Raw genomic sequence first — 19,251 nt, 5'->3', positions numbered from 1 at the left:
TGCTGGTCTGTACTATCACACTTAAAAAGGAGCCCTACAGTGATCGACACATTCAACAGAACCGGCCCGCTTATGGAAGCCTCAAGTTACCCCGCCTGGGCGCAGCAATTGATCCAGGACTGTAGCGAGAGCAAGCGCCGAGTTGTCGAACACGAACTGTACCAGCGCATGCGCGACAACACGCTCAGCGCCAAGACCATGCGCCACTACCTGATCGGTGGCTGGCCAGTGGTTGAACAGTTTGCCTTGTACATGGCGCAGAACCTCACCAAGACCAAGTTTGCCCGCCATCCTGGGGAGGATATGGCGCGGCGCTGGCTGATGCGCAATATCCGCGTGGAACTGAACCACGCCGACTATTGGGTGCATTGGGCCCGTGCCCATGGGGTGAGCCTGGAGGAACTGCAAGCGCAGAACGTACCGCCGGAACTGCACGCCCTGAGCCACTGGTGCTGGCATACCAGCTCGGCCGACGCGCTGATCGTTGCGATCGCCGCCACCAACTACGCCATCGAGGGGGCGACTGGGGAGTGGTCCGCCGTAGTGTGTTCGACCGGTGTCTATGCGGCCGCCTTCCCGGAGGAAGACCGCAAGCGCGCGATGAAGTGGCTGAAGATGCACGCCCAGTACGACGACGCCCACCCTTGGGAAGCCCTGGAAATCATCTGCACCCTGGCCGGGATGAACCCGAGCAAGGCCCTGCAGGTCGAGTTGCGCCAGGCCGTCTGCAAGAGCTACGACTACATGTACCTGTTCCTGGAAAGCTGCATGCGCTTGGAAAAGGAGAAAGACAAGGCGCCCGCAGCCGTTCGCGAGCGCCCGGCGCGCGTCGCCAGCGAGGCGTGATGTAAAGGTGATGGCGGGGGCTTACCCCGCCATGGCCAAGCGATTGCGGCCTTCGCGCTTGGCCACATACAAAGCGTTGTCGGCCCGGCGCAACAGGCTTTCAGCCGATTCGGCAGCCAGCAGGGTTGAGCAGCCGAGGCTCACCGTCAGTTCGATCCGCGTACCCTCCACCCAGTAATCCTGGGCCTGCGCTGCCTGGCGCAGACGCTCGCCGACCATCGCTGCCGCATCGCGACCGGTGTTGGACAGCAAGATCAGGAACTCTTCCCCGCCAAACCGAAACACCATGTCCACGTTGCGCAACTGGCTTTTGATCGCCGCGGCCACCGCGCGTAGCACGCTGTCGCCAGCGGCATGGCCGTGGGTGTCGTTGATGCGCTTGAAGTGGTCGATGTCCAGCATCAACAAGGACAGCGGGCTCAGATGCCGTCGGGCCATGTCGATCTCCCGTTGCAGGGTCTGGTCCATGGCGATGCGGTTGCCGGTTTCAGTCAAGGGGTCGCGCAGGGCACTGCGGGTGGCTGCACGGTAGAGCAGGGCGTTGCGCATCGGATAGAGCAAGGTGGCCAGCAGGGATTCGAGCTGATTCAGTTCGTCGTCCATGAAGCGCTGGTTACGGCGAAAGATCAGTTCGCCCAAATGCTCGCCTTCATGGCTCAGGCTGTAGCTCACCGAGTGATGGCCGCGATGGCCGAACTCCAGGCGCAGGTCGCTGGTTTCATGGCGGTATTGCAGGGCATCCAGGGGTACCAGGCGTTGGACCTCGCGAAAGAACAGGCCGAGGATGCGCTCCGGCTCAAGGCTGGTCTGCAATTGCTGGTTCAGTTGCTGGCGGAGTTGGGCGAGGGTCGTGGGCCGTCGAGGGCGCAGGGAGGGTTGACCAAACCCCAGACGTTGCAATTTGGCACTGTCGAAGTCAATTGCGTTGGTCTGGGTGGGTGTTTTCATAAACGGACGGCCTCTAAGCACTTAACTGTCTTACAGGCTGGATGAGAATGGCAGATGCCAAGCGTCTTACTGTTCCTTCAGTTGTGTAAAACATTGGAAACAGTTTAAACCGCTTTGGGCCGGGTTATAACCCCGGGGCACTGCCGCACGTCTTGTCATCGCTTAACCTGCTTGGCAGGGAATTGAGCGAGATTCGTGCCAAATCCATTTGGTTATATAAAACATCTTATAAATCAATTAATTGCTCTTCTAACTAAGCACGAACACCGCCTGCCTGTGTCAGTTATTTGGCTGGCGGCGTCGACCTTACTGATTTTGTGGATCGAACTGTTTATCGCGAATAAACAAGGCCGGTATCCCCGCAAATAAGAGACGCGCCGCCCAGAACAGCGGGGTTAAACCAGAGTGGTGCGGTCGATCTGCTCGATGGAGGTAACGCCGGTCAAGGTCATGGCCACGCGCATTTCCTTGGCGAAGATGTCCAGCAGGTTTTCCACGCCATGCTGGCCATCGGCAGCGAGTGCGTAGGCGGTGGCGCGGCCCAACAGGCACGCCTTGGCACCCAAGGCGAGCATGCGCACCACGTCCAGCCCGGAGCGGATGCCGGAGTCTACCAACACCGTTAGGTCGTCGCCCACGGCGTCGGCAATCGGTGGCAGGGCCTTGGCGGTGGACAGCACGCCGTCCAACTGGCGACCACCATGGTTGGAGACCACGATGCCGTCGGCGCCGAAGCTCACGGCGTCCTTGGCGTCCTGGGGGTCGAGAATGCCTTTGATGATCATCGGGCCTTTCCAGAACTCACGGATCCACTCCAGGTCTTTCCAACTGATCGACGGGTCGAAGTTGTTGGCCAGCCAGCCGATGTAGTCTTCCAGGTGGGTGGGTTTGCCCAGGTACTTGGAAATATTGCCCAGGTCGTGGGGGCGGCCCATCAACCCCACGTCGAACGCCCATTGCGGCTTCGTGACGGCTTGTAGCATGCGCCGCGAGGCCGCGAACGGCCCGGACATGCCCGAGTGAGCATCCCGGTAGCGTGCGCCGGGCGTCGGCATGTCCACGGTAAACACTAGGGTGGTAACACCCGCAGCCTGGGCGCGTTCCAGGGCATTGCGCATGAAACCACGGTCCTTGAGCACGTACAGCTGGAACCAGATCGCATTGGCGCTCTGCGACGCCACTTCTTCGATGGGGCACACCGACACCGTCGACAGGCAGAACGGTATGCCTTTGTTGGCGGCCGCCTTGGCCGCCTGCACTTCGCCACGCCGCGCATACATGCCGGTCAAGCCCACTGGGCTGAGGATCACGGGCATGTCCAGCGACTGGCCGAACAAGGTGGTCTTGAGGCTCAGGCTGTCGACATTGCGCAGCACGCGCTGGCGCAGGCTGATCTCGGCCAGGTCCGAACTGTTGGCGCGCATCGTGTGTTCGGCGTAGGCGCCACCGTCGATGTAATCGAACAGGAAACGCGGCAGCTTGCGCTTGGCGGCTGCGCGATAGTCGGAGGCGGACGAGATGATCATTGACGAGGGGCTCCACAAGGCAAGGTGGGTTCAGGATAGGCAACAATCTGGCATGATAAAAACAACTTTTTTCACTAATAACCAGTCGCCAAAGGAATACTGATGAACCTGCGAGCATTGCGTGCCTTTGTCGAAGTGGTACGCCAGGGCGGTTTTTCCCAGGCCGCGCAAGTGGTGTCCCTGACCCAGTCCACCGTGAGCAAGGCGGTCAAGACCCTGGAAGACGAACTGGGCACGCCGCTGCTCAATCGCCTGGGCCACCGCAACGAACTCACCGCCGCCGGTGAAATTGCCTACCGCCGCGCCCAGGTACTGCTCGCCGAGAGCAACGATTTGGTGGCTGAGATCAACGACCTGCGCGGCCTCAAGCGTGGCCAACTGCGCATCGGCCTGCCGCCGGTGGGCTGTGGCGTGCTGTTCGCGGCGATGTTTGCCACCTACCGCACACGCTACCCCGACATCGAAATCGAACTCACCGAATACGGCAGTAAAAAACTGCGCGGATGCCTGGAAGCCGGAGAGATCGACCTGGCGGCACTGCTGTTGCCCACGGATGAAGGTTTCGACTACCAGCCCGTGCGCAATGAACCGCTGATGGCCGTATTGCCCGTTAACCACCCGCTGGCCCGGCGCAAGCGCATCGACTTCACCGACCTTGCCGATTCACCGTTCATCCTGTTCGAAGCCGGCTTCGCCCTGAACGCCAAGATTCTCGCCGCCTGCGAGCGCAAAGGTGTGACACCCAAGGTCACGGCGCGCAGCGGGCAGATCGACTTTATCGTCGACTTGGTCTCGGCAGGACTGGGCGTCGCCTTCCTGCCACGCATGCTGGCGCACAAGCATCAACACGCCGGCATCGCCTTGATCCCCTTGGACGAACCCCACACCGACTGGCACATCGCCCTGGCCTGGCGTGCCAGCGCCCACCTGCCTCCTGCCGCACGCGCCTGGCTGGATTTGGCCAAGGAAATGGCCCATTCGGAGTAGGGCGGTTACCGGTTATCCGGATAAATTCGATCGAATGCTTGACTTCTTCTTTTTAATCAGTAACATACGGCGCATTCCGCGATAGCTCAGTTGGTAGAGCAAATGACTGTTAATCATTGGGTCCCTGGTTCGAGTCCAGGTCGTGGAGCCAGATAGAGAAAAGCCTGCAGAGATGCAGGCTTTTTTTTGCCTTGGATTTGGTCGGGGTGAACGAAGCGCGCAGCGTGACCAGCATGAAGCCGTCTCTAATCCTACGATCTAGAGGTAAGCCCCATGAAAGTCGCAGCAGTCGTTTCAACCAAAGGCAGGCCGGGTAAAACTACGGTTGGTGCCAATCTGGGCGCGTTCTGCGCCGATGCAGGTGTTCGAACCCTGCTCATCGATCTTGATAATCAGCCGTCGCTGTCCTCGTTTTACAACCTGGCGCATGAGGCGCCTGGCGGTACCTATCAGTTGATCACGAGCAATGAGACGCGGCTTGATCAAATCATTTCTCAGACCTGTATCCCCAATCTGTCGCTGATCAAGTCGAATGATCCGTTCAATCTGTTGAGTAATTTACTGCTGCACGCGGCTGACGGCCGCCTGCGTCTCAAGAATTTGATGCCGGCCTTCGCGCAGGACTTTGATCTGATTCTGATCGACACCCAGGGGGCTCGCTCCATCGTGTTAGAAATGGCCTTGCTGGGGTCTCAAGTGGCTATTTCTCCCATCACGCCCGATATGTTGACTGCCCGAGAGTTTCAACGAGGAATGCTCCAGCTCTATCGGGATTTGGAACCCTTGGCTGCATTGGGTGCAGTGACACCCATGTTGAACATCGTGATCAACAAGCTCGATGCAACCAATGATGCAAATCTCATCTATCACACGTTGACCGAGACCTTTTCCGACCATCCCAAAATTCAGATGGTCCACACGACAATCCCCGCTGCGGTGAGTTTTCGCCGCGCTGCCACCGAAGGTGTACCTGCACATCGGCTGGAGTATCGACTTCCGACTCATCGTCGCTCCCCAACGGCTTTCAAAGTCATCAAAGAGCTCTCCATGGAGCTGTTTCCGGAGTGGCGATCGAAGTTTGAGGCTCTGAGCGAGGAACGCTTGAGTCATAACGTGGCGGTGTCTAGGGCGAGAGCAGAGTAGGGAAGCAGAGCAATGGTCGTCGCTATGGGGAGGAGGCTACGTTGTGTGCTGGAGCCCCTCATGGTCTCGTTTCCCAGTGCTGTCTTCGACGAGACTCGTCTGAACTGATCCTTTTGCGGGGTGAGTTGTCAGTGTTTAGCGCGGACATGGTATTAGAAGAGTTAGTCTTGGTCAGCGCTATGGAGTCAATGGGCCTGAGTAGGTGTTTGAGTTTCATCGCGAGAGGGCCGGTAAAGGGTTACCCCTGAGCCTCTACGTAATGCTGTCAAAGAACACTAAGAAAACTGGTTCGCCGATCTCCGCATTAAGCAGGCAGATCGCCTTTTTCGGTAATTTCCAATCTGCATCTGGATCTCTTTTCAGCTCGTAAAAATCACCGCTTAGCTACCGTCCTCAGATCCCGGTGCGTGTGCCCGTTTATATGTTTGTCCACCCAGAAATCCGCATGTACGCAATTCGGTTCATCGCCAAGTTCATAACCATGAATACTCATCGCACTGCACACGAAGGAGCGTGCATGTGTCTTGACGGCGCGGCCATATTTCATACCTAACGTTCATGTTTCAGATCTATATCTGCTGATAAAACCGGAAGCCTTCACTCACATACGCTCCACAGACCCTCGGTCTGTAGCCTACAAAATCATCCCAGATATCGGCGTGCGGATGACAGTACAGCCCATCCTTATACGCACAAAAATGCTCGGTGCGAGCGAGTCGGCTGCGCCCCGATGCCAGCTGGATCTGGAACCATGATGCATAACCTGTAGAACCTTAGGCTGTGCAATCCGTCTAGTAGTGAAGTAGTTGAGCATGTTCCAGAGCTGCTCTCGTTGCTTCAAAAAACCATCGCCGGTGTAAAGGATGGCGTGAGTGATTTGCTGAAGGGGCGGATAAGACGGTAACCAATAGGGGAATACGGCGTGCAGTGCAGTAAACTTCTGGGGGAAAGCAGTAGCTGAGCTGACCCAGTGCCGCTTACAGAGCGCGTTTTGAGGTGTTTTTATGGGAGGGGCGACAATTATGGGGCGAACAAGATGCCCGACTAAATAGCCGGACACCTCTTTAGGTAATCACAGGCTCGAAAGTTTCAAAGTGCTAAATGAGGTTTCTAGTCACTATGGGGGGGGGCGACGCATTAGCCGATTATATTTCTTTGACCATTGATTTTAGCCCTGTGCCTTCAAGCATTAGGGGTGTGATCAGGAGCCGTTAGAGGGGGCTGAGAATGAAGCTCCCCACGGAATGCCACTAGTGCTAACGGACCCAGGCTGGCGAGTACCAGTGAGATAATTTCCGATTGCGCCGCCTATAATCCCGCCAGCCATCGCGCCTAAGTTTCCACCGTAGACGTTGCCGACGGTTGCGCCAATTGATGCGCCAATTGTTTCTGCTGAGACGGTCATACCTCCCTGTGCACCATAAACATCCACTAGCTCTTCATTCGTTAAGCTTCTCATGGCATTTCCTTATTTTCTGATGGGTGAGTTTAATCTGATGTGATGCTTATTGTTTTTTAGCAATGAATCGAATGAGTATGATTTTGTAGGTGCTGCTTACGGCCAATCCAATGAGTATGTATTTTAAAAGTGAGTTTAGTGCTAGATAGTCTGAAATCGTGCCGACGATGATGCCGATCAAAACTGATATCAGAACCGGAAATAAGGTTTTCACGAGTTTAGCCCTGAATGAGGCAGTGTTGAGTGTCTATCCACCCGTTAGAAGTTGAGTTTTGGTTGGCGAAAGCTAAACAACTTTTGGGTGAATAGAAAGGGTATAAAGCGAAATTATAGCTCGTCAGAGTTCGGGTCGACACCCTTCATTTGTAGGGGGGGGCGGCGGAGGAGAGCCAAGAAGCTGTGGGTGCTCGGCTCTGGTTTCTAATGTTGATGTCACTCGAAAGTCAAGTAATTACGCATTTCTGAAGTTGTGTTTTAGCTAGTGTAAGTGGAACTGATAATCCTGGTTGGTAACCATTTCGGTGGGTGTTGAGGTCCTTGAAATATATGGGTGGAGAATGTCAAGGTTGTTTTAACTCAGTATTGAAAATCAGGCTCCCCTACGGTTGTAGGGGGTGACTAAATGTTTGGAGCCTGGGATAGTAAAGAAGCAAGTAGGTGTGGGCAGGCCTATTTTACTCCCTTCATTGTGCTGGTTTTAACAGCTAATTCAACACGGCTCGATGTGTTGGTTTTTTTGAGCATTGATGAAATGTGGTCCCTTACAGTGTGGTCGCTGATTCCTAATTCTCGGCCAATTTCCTTGTTGGTTAAGCCTTGAACTAAAAAATTCAGTACCGCGGACTCTCGATCGGTAATGTTCAATACGCTGCTCCCTGCGCTCGCTCATATAGGGTATTGAAGAAAGGATGGCTCCCTTCAGCTGTAAGGCTAACGAATGAGGCGGTCAGAAATTTACCTTGGACAACTGATTTTTCATCAGGCGTGGAGCTGATCACTGTTCTGTGACGCCGTGAGGACGCGTACTGCTTCGGGTGAACCCTGGAAAAAGATTGATAAAGGATGAATTGTGCCATCGGAAACACCGTTGTTCCGGCTAGAAGCTCTGAGCGCTAGGCAAGCTAATTGGCTAGGGGAGATCGTGCTCGTTAGGCCCGTTTCCTTCGCTGTGCTGACGCTGATTGCTGGGCTCTTTGCAGTCATGGTGGTGAGTTTTTTTCTATGGGGCAGTTACACAAAGCGCATTACCGTCCCGGGTCAGTTGGTGCCGTTCTCGGGGCAACTGAAAATACACGCACCTCAGTACGGCTTAGTCCTAGAGCGCTTTATCGATGAAGGCCAGCCGGTCAAGCAAGGAGCGCCACTGTTCCGAATTTCCAGTGAGCGCTATGCCGGTGATTCGCGGCCAGTTCAAGCAGATGTCACCGATCAACTGACCATTCGACAGCACTCTCTGAATGACGAGTTAGTCAAAAAGAAGCAACTGCAGTCAGAGGAGCGACAAAGCTTGCTAAGCAAGCTCGAAAGTTTACGACGACAGTTACGGACGCTGGCGCAGCAGACAGCCAGTCAAGAGAAGCTTGTAAAGCTGGCGACCAATGCGGCTGATCGATATCAAGGATTGATGGACAAGGGCTACATCTCAATGGATCAGCTGCAACAGCGTCAGTCCGAACTCCTGGGCCAGCATCAGACCCTCCAGGGGCTGGCTCGCGAAACGACAGTGCTGAACCAGCAGTTGGTGGAAACCCAGCATGAGTTTGCAGGTCTTTCGTCGCTGCACGAAAACCAACTGGCAGATATTCAGCGTTCATTATCGGGCATCCAGCAAGAACTCATTGAAAGTGAAGCCAAGCGTGCCTTGACCATTACGGCTCCCCAGGGTGGCGTGGCTACTGCGATTCTCGTTGAGCCGGGTCAGACAGTTGATAGTTCACGGGTCTTGATGAGCATCGTGCCTGCCAATTCTCATCTGCAAGTCGAACTGTACGCGCCGAGTAAAGCCATCGGTTTCATTCATACCGGTGACCCGGTGAGGGTGCGTTATCAGGCGTACCCGTATCAGAAGTTCGGCCAACACAGTGGCAGCGTCGCCTCTATCTCAAAGGCGACGTTGTCTGCCGCTGAGTTGGCAACGATGACCGGCAGTGTCCCTGGACTTGGATTGAATGGTGAGCAGATTTACCGCATACGCGTCGATATCGAAGCGCAATCCGTACTGGCATATGGCAAGCCACGACCTCTGCAAACCGGCATGTTGGTTGAGGCTGACATCCTGCAGGAGACTCGTCATCTCTATGAGTGGGTGCTTGAGCCGCTCTACAGCCTGACTGGTAAATTCTAGGAGATACCGCATGAACTATCTCGATGCGATCTCTTTGCGAATGGGGCGACGCCTGCCCTTGATCCTGCAAACTGAAGCGACGGAGTGTGGCCTGGCTTGCCTGGCGATGATCACGGGATTTCACGGTCATCATGCAACGCTGATGGACTTGCGCCGTCAATTCAGCGTGTCACTCAAGGGAAGTACGCTCAAGCAATTGATCCAGACTGCTGACCAACTGAATCTTGGGACGCGAGCTGTCAGGCTGGAGCTTGAAGATCTGGGCAAATTAAAGTTGCCTTGCGTTTTGCATTGGAACTTCAACCACTTCATTGTTCTCAAGGCTGTAGAGAGCCAACGAATTATTGTGCATGACCCTGCCTCCGGCATCCGGCATTTGAGCTTGGCCGAAGCTAGCAAGTCTTTCACCGGTGTGGCGCTTGAAGTCTGGCCTGGCGGGAGCTTTGAAAAGCAGCAGCCAAAGCCTCAAGTCAAACTGATGAGCATGCTGGGGAGAGTGAGCGGTCTGTACCGTTCCCTTGGACAGGTGCTTGCCTTGGCGCTGGCGCTGGAAGTGTTCTCACTGGTCAGTCCTTTCCTGCTGCAATGGACGCTCGACAACGTGCTGGTCACCCAAGATCGTGACCTGTTGACAACTTTGATTATCGGCTTTGGCTTGCTGTTGCTGATGCAGCAAATGGTGAGCGCCATACGGGCCTGGGTCATGATGCATTTGAGCACGCTATTGAGCGTGCAATGGCGCGCCAATGTATTCAGTCATCTGTTGCGTCTGCCTATCCACTATTTTGAAAAGCGGCATCTAGGGGATGTCGTTTCCCGTTTCGGTGCCGTTGATGTCATACAGGGCACCCTGACAGCGGCGTTCTTTTCTGCCGTGCTCGATGGTCTCATGACCATCGCTACTTTCATTCTCATGTTTATCTACAGCCCGTTACTGGCAGCCATAGCCGCCACAGCGATGACCCTGTACGCCATGGTTCGCTGGGCGTGGTACTACCCGTTGCGTCGGGCTAGTGAAGAACAGATTGTTCACGCCGCCCGCCAGGAAAGTCACTTTCTTGAAACGGTGCGTGGTATGCGGCCGATCAAGCTGTTCCAGCGTCAGAACGAAAGGCGCCTTGCCTGGCTTGGCTTGCTGGTAGAACAGATCAATGCAGGGTTGAGAACGCAGAAGTTGCAGCTGATCTACACGCAGTTGAACGGTTTGATATTTGGTTTGGAGAATCTGATTGCCATTGGGCTGGGTGCCTCCTTGGTGATGAATAACCAGTTCACTGTCGGCGTATTGATCGCGTTTATGGCTTACAAAAATCAGTTCGTCAGCCGCGTCGCGAACTTGATCGACCATCTTTTTGAGCTTTATATGTTGCGTCTGCAAGGTGAGCGGTTGGCTGACATTGTCATGCACCCACCGGAAGAAAGCCGCGGCACATCAGCAAATGCAACGTGGCCTGCCTGCCCGGTGGATATTGAGCTTAAAGGCGTGAAGTACCGATATTCCGACCAAGAGCCGTTCGTGCTCAATGGCGTTGATATGTATATCGCCCAAGGCGAGTCGGTGGCCGTCACCGGGGCTTCGGGCAGCGGCAAGAGTACGCTCGTTAGCTTGCTGCTGGGTATCTTCCAGCCTACCGAAGGCCGGATACTCATGGCAGGGAGTGATCTACAACAACTGGGAACCGAAACGTTCCGGGGCAAGATCGGGACAGTCATGCAGGACGACTGCCTGTTCGCCGGTTCACTCTCAGACAACATCGTGTTCTTTGAGTCTGACCCAGATCTGGATTGGGCTATGGAGTGCGCGCGCATGGCGTCCATTCATGCCGACATCCTGGCTATGCCAATGGGTTACAACACCCTCGTGGGCGATATGGGGACGGTCTTGTCGGGTGGCCAGAAACAGCGTGTGTTATTAGCCAGGGCTCTCTACAAGAAACCCGACATCCTGATTCTTGATGAGGCCACCAGCCACTTGGATATGGCGTGTGAGCAACAAGTCAATGAGGCTGTGCGAGCGCTGAAAGTGACGAGGATCATTATTGCTCATCGTGCTGAGACGATTGCCTCGGCAGATCGAGTAGTGGTGCTGGAGCATGGGCGGATTGTACCGGTTCCGTTTGCTGAGACCCATTGTATTCATGCTATTGGCACGGTCACTTAGTGATGAAGATTTCACGCTCCGTCACAGTAGTGGCTTGTCTTTGTGCTTTCTCTCAGTGGGGTCTAGCAGCCGGTCTGGATGTGTTCGCGACTGAGCGTAAGGTTGCGCAAACAGTTACTCAACCCATCGACAGTGTTCCCCGTATGTGTGAGCGCAGCCTGGTACCTGCACGTTTAACATTGGAGGACATGATAGAGCGGGTGCTGTGTCACGATCCCCAGGCGAGGCTCAACTGGGCAAATGCCAGGGCTCAGGCCGCGTATGTCGGAGTGCGGCAGTCGGCGTATCTTCCCAGACTTAACGCAAGTTCGGGTATCACCACGGGTCGCAACGATACGAATTATGACCAGCGTGAGGAGTACTCCGGCCGCGGCCATAAAAGCCAAGTGGATCATCGATTGGCCTTGAGCTGGGTGTTGTTTGATTTTGGTCGGCGCGACGCAGCGTTGCGTAATGCTCGCCAATTGTTGGTTGCGGCGAACGCTAATCAAGATGAGCAATTGCAGCAAACTTTCATACTGGCTGCGCAATTGTATTACGACACGCTGGCTGCACAAAACAGTCAGATTGCTGCTGCTCGGGTGGCGGCCCTGGCAGCCGAAAACCTTAAGGCTGCCAGTGCCAAGCATGACGCAGGTGCTGCTGCACTTTCGGACCGCCTCCAAGCCGAGGCAGCGTATTCCCAAGCGGCACTCAATGAAGTCCGCAGCAATGGGGCTTTAGTCAATGCCAAGGGCCTGATTGCCCTGCGCATGGGGCTGGCGCCGCAAACACCACTGGAGCTCGTCGGAAGTCTGACACGGCGTCCGGATACCCAATTTGTCAAAGGTATTGATGAGTTACTTGAGCAAGCCCGGCAGGATCATCCTTCGCTCGTAGCCGCAAAGGCCAGGCTGGATGCGGCAAAAGCAGCCATTGACGAGAATAAAGCGCAGGGCCGCCCGACCTTGTCATTTATTGCCAATGCGTCGGATGTGCAGCTCAACCAATCAATGGCATTCAACGGTGATAGTCGAACACGTGACAACAGTGTCGGACTGCAACTGAATATTCCTTTATTTGAGGGCTTCGAGCGTACTTACCAGGTACGTGGTGCTGAGGCGCAAATGGAGGCGATGGAGGCTGAGTTAACCAATGTTGAGCAGCGTATTTCCATAGACCTGTGGAGCAACTACCAAGCGCTCATCATTGAAACGCGGTCACTGGAAAAGACAGCCGAGTGGGTAGAACAATCCAATCAGGCGCTGGACGTGGTGCAAGGCCGCTATCGTTCTGGCGTCGGCAGCATGATTGAACTGCTCAATGCGCTGACTGCGTATGCGACCGCAGAGCAACAACACATTAGCGCCCTCAACAGTTGGCAGATGGCGCGCTTGAAATTAGCGGCAAGTTTGGGGCGCTTGGGGTTCTGGGCGCTATAGCTAGTCGTGATGGTAAGTAAGTTGTGTCAGTTAAAACTAAAACTATAAATGTAAAACAAACCGAGAAGCCATGATGGATGCGGATTCAGCAAGTACGGATGCGGTAAAGCTTAACGAAAACAGTTTTTTGCGAAATACATTCTTGTTGGCTTCATTGTATTGGAAGTCGGAAGAGAAAGTGTTTGCATGGTGCGCACTGATTGCTTTAGTGACGCTTTCGCTCTTAGGGGTTGCCACAGCACTAGCGCTCAACGAGTGGTATAAGTATTTTTATAATGCTATTCAGGACCACAATGGACAAAAATTTTATAGGTTGACGCTGGTTTTTTTCGGGATCGTATGTTTCTCGGTGGGCCGCTCTGTGCTAACCACCTTTCTAGTGGATATTTTTGCACTCAAATGGCGTCGTTGGTTGACTAATCATTACCTAGCTGCATGGATTGTGAAGTCCTTACAGCCTGATAAAGTAGAACATCGTGTAGACAATCCTGACCAGCGTATTGCTGAGGATATAAATAAATTCACTTTCTCTACGGTCTATTTGACTTGCGGTCTTATTTACACGTTGGCAAGCGTGGTGTCGTTCAGTATCGTGTTGATTGGTCTCTCGGGAAGCGGCACATTGTGGGGAGTAACAGTGCCTGCCTATATGTTTTGGGCGGCTATTTTTTATGCGGCTGTAGGGATGTATGTAAGTCAGAAAATTGGATTTAAGCTGGTTTCGTTAAATAATAATCAGCAAAAATCAGAGGCAGATCTCCGGTATTCTCTTGTGCAATACCGCGACAGCAGTAAAATTGATCTTCTCGAGAAAGCCCGTCACTCCGAAAAAAATCACATTAGTAGCAAACTGGATGTGAGTCTGGCTAATATGCGTCGCACCATTACAGTTAAGGTTAGGCTGTCATTGTTTACAGAAAGTTATAGTCAGCTTTCTTTAGTGTTCAGTAGCTTGTTGGCCGTTCCAAGGTTTTTCTCGGGAAGTATTAAGTTTGGTGATGTTATGCAGATCAACTCGGCATTCGGCAATCTTTGCGAGAATTTGAGTTGGTTTATCAATGCCTATCATAATATCGCCGAATGGAAAGCGACGGCTGACCGTCTTATATCGTTCGATGGAGCCTTGGTACGGCGCGCTGATGAATGTGTTGGGTATAAGTCGTTTAGATGATTTCTCCAAATAATGAGGTGCGCATGGCACAGTTGCGATTGTCTGACCTGCCAGAGGTCTTCGTACCTTTCGAGACGGTCAAGGCTCAAAAAGGAAAAATAGTTTTTTATAACAATAGCCTTGAGAGCAATTTGAGCGAGTCAGAACTGTTGTCTAGCTACAGCTATGTGACCGTAGATAGTGATGCTGAGGTGAGCGTCGCTGGAGAAAAGAAAATATTTTATGCCGAGCGTTATGGTGGCGACGGCATTTTAACCAACGGAGGAGGAGGGCGCTGCGGCTATGACGGTACCTTTCATTTGAAGGGGCTTGGCGCTAATCAGTTGGTTGGCGCCCGGGCACAGGATGGCTATGGAAACTCCCATGGAAACGGCTTCCTATCACTGGATGTAGCTGTTTATGAAGCCATTTGGGCTGAAATAATTAACGTTGCGTTACCTCATGGTGCAGTAAGGACCGCGGCCGTTATAGATTTGGGTGTTGACTTTAAGGAACCAGATCAGACGCACCCGCGTGGACTACTGGTTAGGGTACCAGCCGTACGCCCCGCACATTTTATTAGGGCGGTTTATTTTAAAGAGAGAAAACATACTGATTTGAGTGAGGATGCCAAACGAGTGATGTTGGCGGTAAGGAAATTAGTCCACTTTCTGCCAAGCAAAGGAGAGGAGCAAATTGCTAGTGAGGAAAATCATCTTGAAAATGGGATGATAGAATTGGCGAATCGTTACGCTAATCAGTTCGCAGCTGCAAGGGCTAAACGGATATTTCATCAGAGTATCAGTGCTTCCAATGTGACATTGGACGGCGCGTGGATGGATTTGGCAGGTGCAACTGTCTTTTCAAATGCAATGTGGTGGGATGGTTTTAATATCAATCGGTTTATGTCTGAATACGCTCCAGCAATGGAAAGTATACAGGAGATGTGCTTTTATCTCAGCAAGTACAAAGTTATCAGCGCCGCAAACTCAAATAGTATGTTGGAAAAGTCAGTTGCGACGTTTGCTCGTGAATACGAAAGGAATCTGTACCTGTATACAGCGGTACAGGTTGGGTTTCCGTTTCCAGTTATTCAAGAAGTGCTGAGTGAGCCCGTGTTCATTGAGTTCTCAAAGGTTTTACAAAAGGTATTGGCCTATGATGAGTTTTCGTTGGTGCCTGTCACGGCGTCCTTGAGTTGGGAGGGCTGTGAACATTATGTGTCCCGCTTGTATCGTCAATTACTGATGCAAAAATTCACCGGAGCATTACAGGACGTGACCTGGTTTTGTAAGGATGCGAGGCTTATGGCTGAGCTAATGGATGCTTATGATCGGCTAGTCGAACTGATGCTTATTAAGGTGAAAGTCTCCAAGGCCAGTCTTCGCTATTTCGTTGCTTATATGGCGATTACCACTACTCGATTGAACCGGGTGAGTAAGCTACTGTTGGAGGTTCGTGAAAGAGTTATCGAGCTAAGGGTTAACTCAAGAGCGAATGGGGGGGATTATTCTTATACTGCTCAACTGGAGTGCACGGTACGAGATGCAGGGTTGGCCTATAGCTGCGAAAAGTCGTTTGACACAATACTGTGGGAAGCTGATGGCGTTGTTATAAATTTTAATGGGCTGAGCGGTATCTATACGGCAGTCGATAGGCGGGGTTGTGAAACACAATTCAGTAAGGTTGTCGATTTAGTCAAGTCTGTAAAAGGGCAGGATGACTTGCTGAAATTTTATGAGGGGGTGAAGGAGTTTTTGCCATGAGTAAAAAGTTTCGGTTGTTTACACAGTGTCGAAAAAACAATCTGATGGAAAAAGCTAAGTTGATTGGGTTTGCTGCCTGGATAGTCATGCAATGTCGGCGTTATTCAATGCTTCGATTAGTTGATTTCAGGGTGTGGGTTATTCCTGCTATCGATCATAAGCAAATCGTATTTTTCTTTGATGATTATGACAGTCCGGTTGGGTATGTTATCTGGGCGAATTTAGCGCCTGATAGCGAGCGAAGGTTGCTAGAGGATCCGAATTTTCTACTGCATGAGTCTGAATGGGATGAAGGAAACCGTACTTGGATAATTGACTGCTGTTTTCCGTATGGCGGATTAATCTACGCACGTCAATATTTGCGGGATATGTTTCATGGGGATCATGTAAGGTCGGTAAGTTGGGCTCGGAGAAATTCCGATTACTCAGTGAGGAAGGTTTCAAAATCAACTATTTAAACCTGTTTGGCTTAAGTGATTGTTAGTTTTTTCGAGGGGTTGTGTGGGGTCGAGTATCTCGTGGCGGTCGTCGGAGATGTGATTATTGCTGGATGTCAGCGGCTATCCAGACAAGTGTAACAGCTTGTGTCTGTATGTTCGGGATAATTGAATATATGCTGTGTGTGCAGGTATCCCCCTACATGTGTAGTGGTTGCGCTGCTTAGTTATACCCACCTAGCATGCCTGAGGGTCGGTGGGGTTGAATTTTTCTCAAATACTCGACGATGTACTGTTTTGGGCAGGCTAAAGCTCAAGTGATTTAATCTATATTCAGGGAGAGTAAAAAATGCGTGAAGTTACCATGGAGGAAGCGGAAGCTGTTGTTGGCGCTTACGGTGTCCCGGGGGCAATTGGGGGGGCGGCTGCCGGTGCTACAGCTTATGTTGGAGGGCTTATTGGCGGAGGCTCGTTCAGTGCTGGTGAGTTCATGGCAGCCGTTGGTTCGGGAGCACTGGGTGGGGCGATTATGGGGCCCGCCAGTATTGGCCGTACCTTGGCTTCTGCGGGTGTCGCTTTCACTGGAGGTGTTATCGTCGGAAATGCGGGGCGGCTAACTAACGGCTCCTAGCCAAAATAGTGTTAAATAGTAAATTTGATCTTTCGATTTTATGATGTAGCACCTTGCAGGTGCTATATTGTCTTGATCAAATTTTCATATTATTTTTTTACGGTGTTTCTGCAGGTTGGTGGGGATATGTTAATCGTTCTTTCGCTATTAATCGTTTTGTTTTTAGCACTTGCAGTAAAGGGCGGTGCATCAATAATAAACTCGAAGTTTGGTGGTAATATTCAGCGTAAGCATTTGCAGGTGTTTATGTTGCCACTAATAATTTGTGTGGTTATTTTCATTGTTCCAAAGTTGATGGTTTACTTGGGCCTAAATCAATCGTAATGCTCCTGGTTTTGCGTCGCCGTTCATAGGGTGAATTGTTATTTTGTGATGTGCTCATGTTCTGGCGGCACTCTCCATTTTTATTCTCTATCGCGTTTTCGCGTTACTGCTTTGACTACCGGTAGCTTCAAGATACCGTTGCCCCGTTGCCCCGTTGCCCCGTTGCCCCGTTGCCCCGTTGCCCCGTTGCCCCGTTGCCCCGTTACACCGCGGAAGTAATGTGGCCTGTTTTGGACGGTATTACAAATGCAGTACAGGCAAGACTTGTTTGTTCATGGGGCGAGTTATGATGGGATTGTATTTCATCATGAGCGCTTCCATTTCAGATCCTAAGGTGCTGATAGAGCCGAAAAGCCGCCATCTTTGATCCCAAAGACGTTGTTGATGCCAGAAAACGCGTATCCGCTGATATTATCCGCCGCAGAGGGCAACCTGCTTTCCGCAAAGCTTTAATGAAGGCCTGCGGATGGCCGCAATGTGTCGATAGTCATCGTTAGGATTTGGCTGCTTTTGGCCGATTGCTGACTGTCGTGGATTCTGTAATGGACTCGCTACAGCTAATCTCGAACGTTCAGCCATTGATTTTTTGCCCCCTCTTATCTCCATTTTTTCGAAGAAGAGCTTATTGTTGGCATTCTACAAACCAACCCGTGCCGGATTCTGGGTCAACCGTACTTGAGACCCTTTAGATGCATATCGAGCCGACAAACCCGTCCACTCCCCAAGCGCTCAAGTTGCTTGAGCAACTTTCCGAAAGCCTTCAGATGATTACCGGCGATAGCGGTCGCGCCTCGTTCAATCCTTCCGACGTCGAGCGGGAAGGTGCTCAGTTTGTGGTCGCTTATGATCCGCATGGAAAAGCAATCGGCTGCGGCGCATATCGACCGCTGTCCGACGGTGTCGCGGAGTTGAAACGAATGTTCGCTGCTCCTGGAACTAAAGGAGTTGGAAGCGCGATTCTTTCCTTTCTTGAGCGAAGTGCGATTTCCGATGGTTACAAAGCGTTCTGGCTTGAGACGCGTGTAGTAAACAGCCATGCGGTTCGCTTTTATGAAACTCATGGCTATAGCCAGATTGCAAATTTCGGGAAATATGTCGGCAGAGTTGAAGCGGCCTGTTTCGCGAAAGAGCTTTCTGAATCATCTGACACTTGATGCGGCCGTTAGGCTTACGAGCGAAATGAGGCCGGCTGAAATTCCACCCCGCCAGTGGTAACTCGCGAACGCATAGTTGCACTTCCAAACGCAGACCGGCGCAGTTTTGCGTCGGGATGATCAGCGTCCGCTATCGGCAGGCAGAAGCCCTCGTTGAGCGGTCGCTTATGGCCGAAAGCGGTCAACTATCCCAACATCTTGCGTTTATCTACGATGCCGGGGGCAGTCCAGTTAATCATTGGCTCCCTAGATCGACTCCAGGTCATGGAGCCAGATCGAGAAAAGCCTGCAGCGCTGCAGGCTTTTTTTGCCTTGGATTTGGCCAGGTTAAGCAAAGCGCACAATATGAGACTGTCTCTAATCCTACGATTCAACACCAGGCAAGATGTACTTGAGCCACCCAGCACGCGGTGAACCTGATAGCTCCTGCCCCTCATCACCCCCCGCCGATTCACCGTCATCGACTGTGTAGCAACTGTCACTGCTGCGCCTGCCATCAGAATAGACAATAAACCCCCCGCGGCCTTTGTGACATTCGTGCAGATACACCGGCGACAGTTCTTGTTGCTTATCAACGTGTGCATTCAAGCGAACGATATAGATGCCCATCGCAACCGACACGCAAACAATCAGCACCACGCATAACACCAACTGCGTGGCATAGCTGGCGCCTATGTCATCAGGACGCGCTGGCGACATAGTGCGACCCTGTTCGCTCGACGTTCTGGCCAATCAGAAACTTGCTACTCCCTCCCAGGCGTATCAACTGCGCGTTCGGCGTCAGGATGCCGACCATCAGGGCGGCGAAAATCAAGGCGAGCAGGACGCCGGTAACTATCGAAGGCAGGTTCATGGCTGTGACGAGCTCTGGATAAGTAGAGCTTCAGCTTAGAGAAGGGCGGGTTAACATCAGGTAAACATCAATAGAAAGCAGCCTGGCTTCCGCTATCCTTC

16 protein-coding genes and 1 tRNA gene are annotated in these 19,251 nt (G+C 52.5%); 11 read left to right on the top strand and 6 right to left on the bottom strand.

Translation table 11 applies throughout. The annotated features are described in order from the left end of the window. The first annotated feature begins 72 nt into the window (after positions 1 to 72). A complete protein-coding gene (locus AC07V4_RS08270; protein WP_431752188.1) occupies positions 73 to 846 on the top strand; it encodes an iron-containing redox enzyme family protein in 774 nt (257 codons plus the stop codon). A gap of 21 nt (positions 847 to 867) precedes the next feature. Here the strand turns inward: AC07V4_RS08270 and AC07V4_RS08265 are convergent, their stop codons facing one another. Together AC07V4_RS08265 and lldD are read right to left on the bottom strand one after the other, a co-directional pair. Next, on the bottom strand, positions 868 to 1,794 hold the full coding sequence (locus AC07V4_RS08265; protein WP_431752180.1) for a GGDEF domain-containing protein: 927 nt from the start codon (positions 1,792 to 1,794) through the stop codon (positions 868 to 870). A gap of 395 nt (positions 1,795 to 2,189) precedes the next feature. After that, a complete protein-coding gene (gene lldD, locus AC07V4_RS08260) occupies positions 2,190 to 3,320 on the bottom strand; it encodes an FMN-dependent L-lactate dehydrogenase LldD (protein ID WP_492635985.1) in 1,131 nt (376 codons plus the stop codon). 102 nt (positions 3,321 to 3,422) lie between these two features. On the opposite strand from lldD, the gene AC07V4_RS08255 reads away from it, so the two are divergent. The 3 genes from AC07V4_RS08255 (at position 3,423) to AC07V4_RS08245 (ending at position 5,450) form a co-directional block, all read left to right on the top strand. Then, complete coding sequence (locus AC07V4_RS08255; protein WP_492635986.1) at positions 3,423 to 4,307, top strand: LysR family transcriptional regulator; 885 nt, start codon at positions 3,423 to 3,425, stop codon at positions 4,305 to 4,307. A 75-nt stretch (positions 4,308 to 4,382) separates the two neighbouring features. Next, positions 4,383 to 4,458: transfer RNA gene (locus AC07V4_RS08250), tRNA-Asn, on the top strand. 122 nt (positions 4,459 to 4,580) lie between these two features. Beyond that, the gene (locus AC07V4_RS08245; protein ID WP_492635987.1) at positions 4,581 to 5,450 is read left to right on the top strand and encodes a ParA family protein; all 870 of its coding nucleotides are present in this window, start codon (positions 4,581 to 4,583) and stop codon (positions 5,448 to 5,450) included. Positions 5,451 to 6,651: 1,201 nt separating this feature from the next. Here AC07V4_RS08245 and AC07V4_RS08240 read toward each other — a convergent pair. Further along, on the bottom strand, positions 6,652 to 6,909 hold the full coding sequence (locus AC07V4_RS08240) for a colicin V family bacteriocin (protein ID WP_492635988.1): 258 nt from the start codon (positions 6,907 to 6,909) through the stop codon (positions 6,652 to 6,654). Positions 6,910 to 7,578: 669 nt separating this feature from the next. Continuing rightward, positions 7,579 to 7,773, bottom strand: coding sequence for a response regulator transcription factor (locus AC07V4_RS08235; protein WP_492635989.1), 195 nt, complete (start codon positions 7,771 to 7,773; stop codon positions 7,579 to 7,581). Between the two features lie 223 nt (positions 7,774 to 7,996). Between AC07V4_RS08235 and AC07V4_RS08230 the strand changes: the two genes are divergently transcribed. The 7 genes from AC07V4_RS08230 (at position 7,997) to AC07V4_RS08200 (ending at position 18,297) form a co-directional block, all read left to right on the top strand. Beyond that, the gene (locus AC07V4_RS08230) at positions 7,997 to 9,253 is read left to right on the top strand and encodes an HlyD family secretion protein (protein ID WP_492636057.1); all 1,257 of its coding nucleotides are present in this window, start codon (positions 7,997 to 7,999) and stop codon (positions 9,251 to 9,253) included. A 10-nt stretch (positions 9,254 to 9,263) separates the two neighbouring features. Continuing rightward, entirely contained in the window at positions 9,264 to 11,414 is a 2,151-nt protein-coding gene (locus tag AC07V4_RS08225; protein WP_492635990.1) for a peptidase domain-containing ABC transporter, read from the top strand. A gap of 2 nt (positions 11,415 to 11,416) precedes the next feature. Further along, the gene (locus AC07V4_RS08220; RefSeq protein WP_492635991.1) at positions 11,417 to 12,835 is read left to right on the top strand and encodes a TolC family protein; all 1,419 of its coding nucleotides are present in this window, start codon (positions 11,417 to 11,419) and stop codon (positions 12,833 to 12,835) included. A 70-nt stretch (positions 12,836 to 12,905) separates the two neighbouring features. Then, positions 12,906 to 14,006 carry an ABC transporter ATP-binding protein/permease gene (locus AC07V4_RS08215; protein ID WP_492635992.1) on the top strand — a complete coding sequence of 367 codons (1,101 nt, stop codon included), beginning with the start codon at positions 12,906 to 12,908 and terminating at the stop codon, positions 14,004 to 14,006. 23 nt (positions 14,007 to 14,029) lie between these two features. After that, the gene (locus tag AC07V4_RS08210; RefSeq protein WP_492635993.1) at positions 14,030 to 15,751 is read left to right on the top strand and encodes a hypothetical protein; all 1,722 of its coding nucleotides are present in this window, start codon (positions 14,030 to 14,032) and stop codon (positions 15,749 to 15,751) included. Then, entirely contained in the window at positions 15,748 to 16,209 is a 462-nt protein-coding gene (locus tag AC07V4_RS08205) for a toxin-activating lysine-acyltransferase (protein ID WP_492635994.1), read from the top strand. Before AC07V4_RS08210 ends, AC07V4_RS08205 begins: the two co-directional genes overlap by 4 nt. Before the next feature lie 1,623 nt (positions 16,210 to 17,832). Continuing rightward, entirely contained in the window at positions 17,833 to 18,297 is a 465-nt protein-coding gene (locus tag AC07V4_RS08200; RefSeq protein ID WP_492635995.1) for a GNAT family N-acetyltransferase, read from the top strand. A 363-nt stretch (positions 18,298 to 18,660) separates the two neighbouring features. On the opposite strand, the gene AC07V4_RS08195 is transcribed toward AC07V4_RS08200, so the two are convergent. Together AC07V4_RS08195 and AC07V4_RS08190 are read right to left on the bottom strand one after the other, a co-directional pair. Further along, the gene (locus AC07V4_RS08195; protein ID WP_492635996.1) at positions 18,661 to 18,996 is read right to left on the bottom strand and encodes a hypothetical protein; all 336 of its coding nucleotides are present in this window, start codon (positions 18,994 to 18,996) and stop codon (positions 18,661 to 18,663) included. Beyond that, a complete protein-coding gene (locus tag AC07V4_RS08190) occupies positions 18,977 to 19,150 on the bottom strand; it encodes a hypothetical protein (protein ID WP_492635997.1) in 174 nt (57 codons plus the stop codon). The genes AC07V4_RS08195 and AC07V4_RS08190 overlap by 20 nt, the downstream gene beginning before the upstream one ends. Between the last annotated feature and the right edge of the window lie 101 nt (positions 19,151 to 19,251).

The organism is Pseudomonas sp. GW821-FHT03A09 (genome assembly GCF_059421065.1).
The sequence above is the reverse complement of the archived record's forward strand: the minus strand, read 5'-3'. Positions and strand labels throughout refer to the sequence as shown.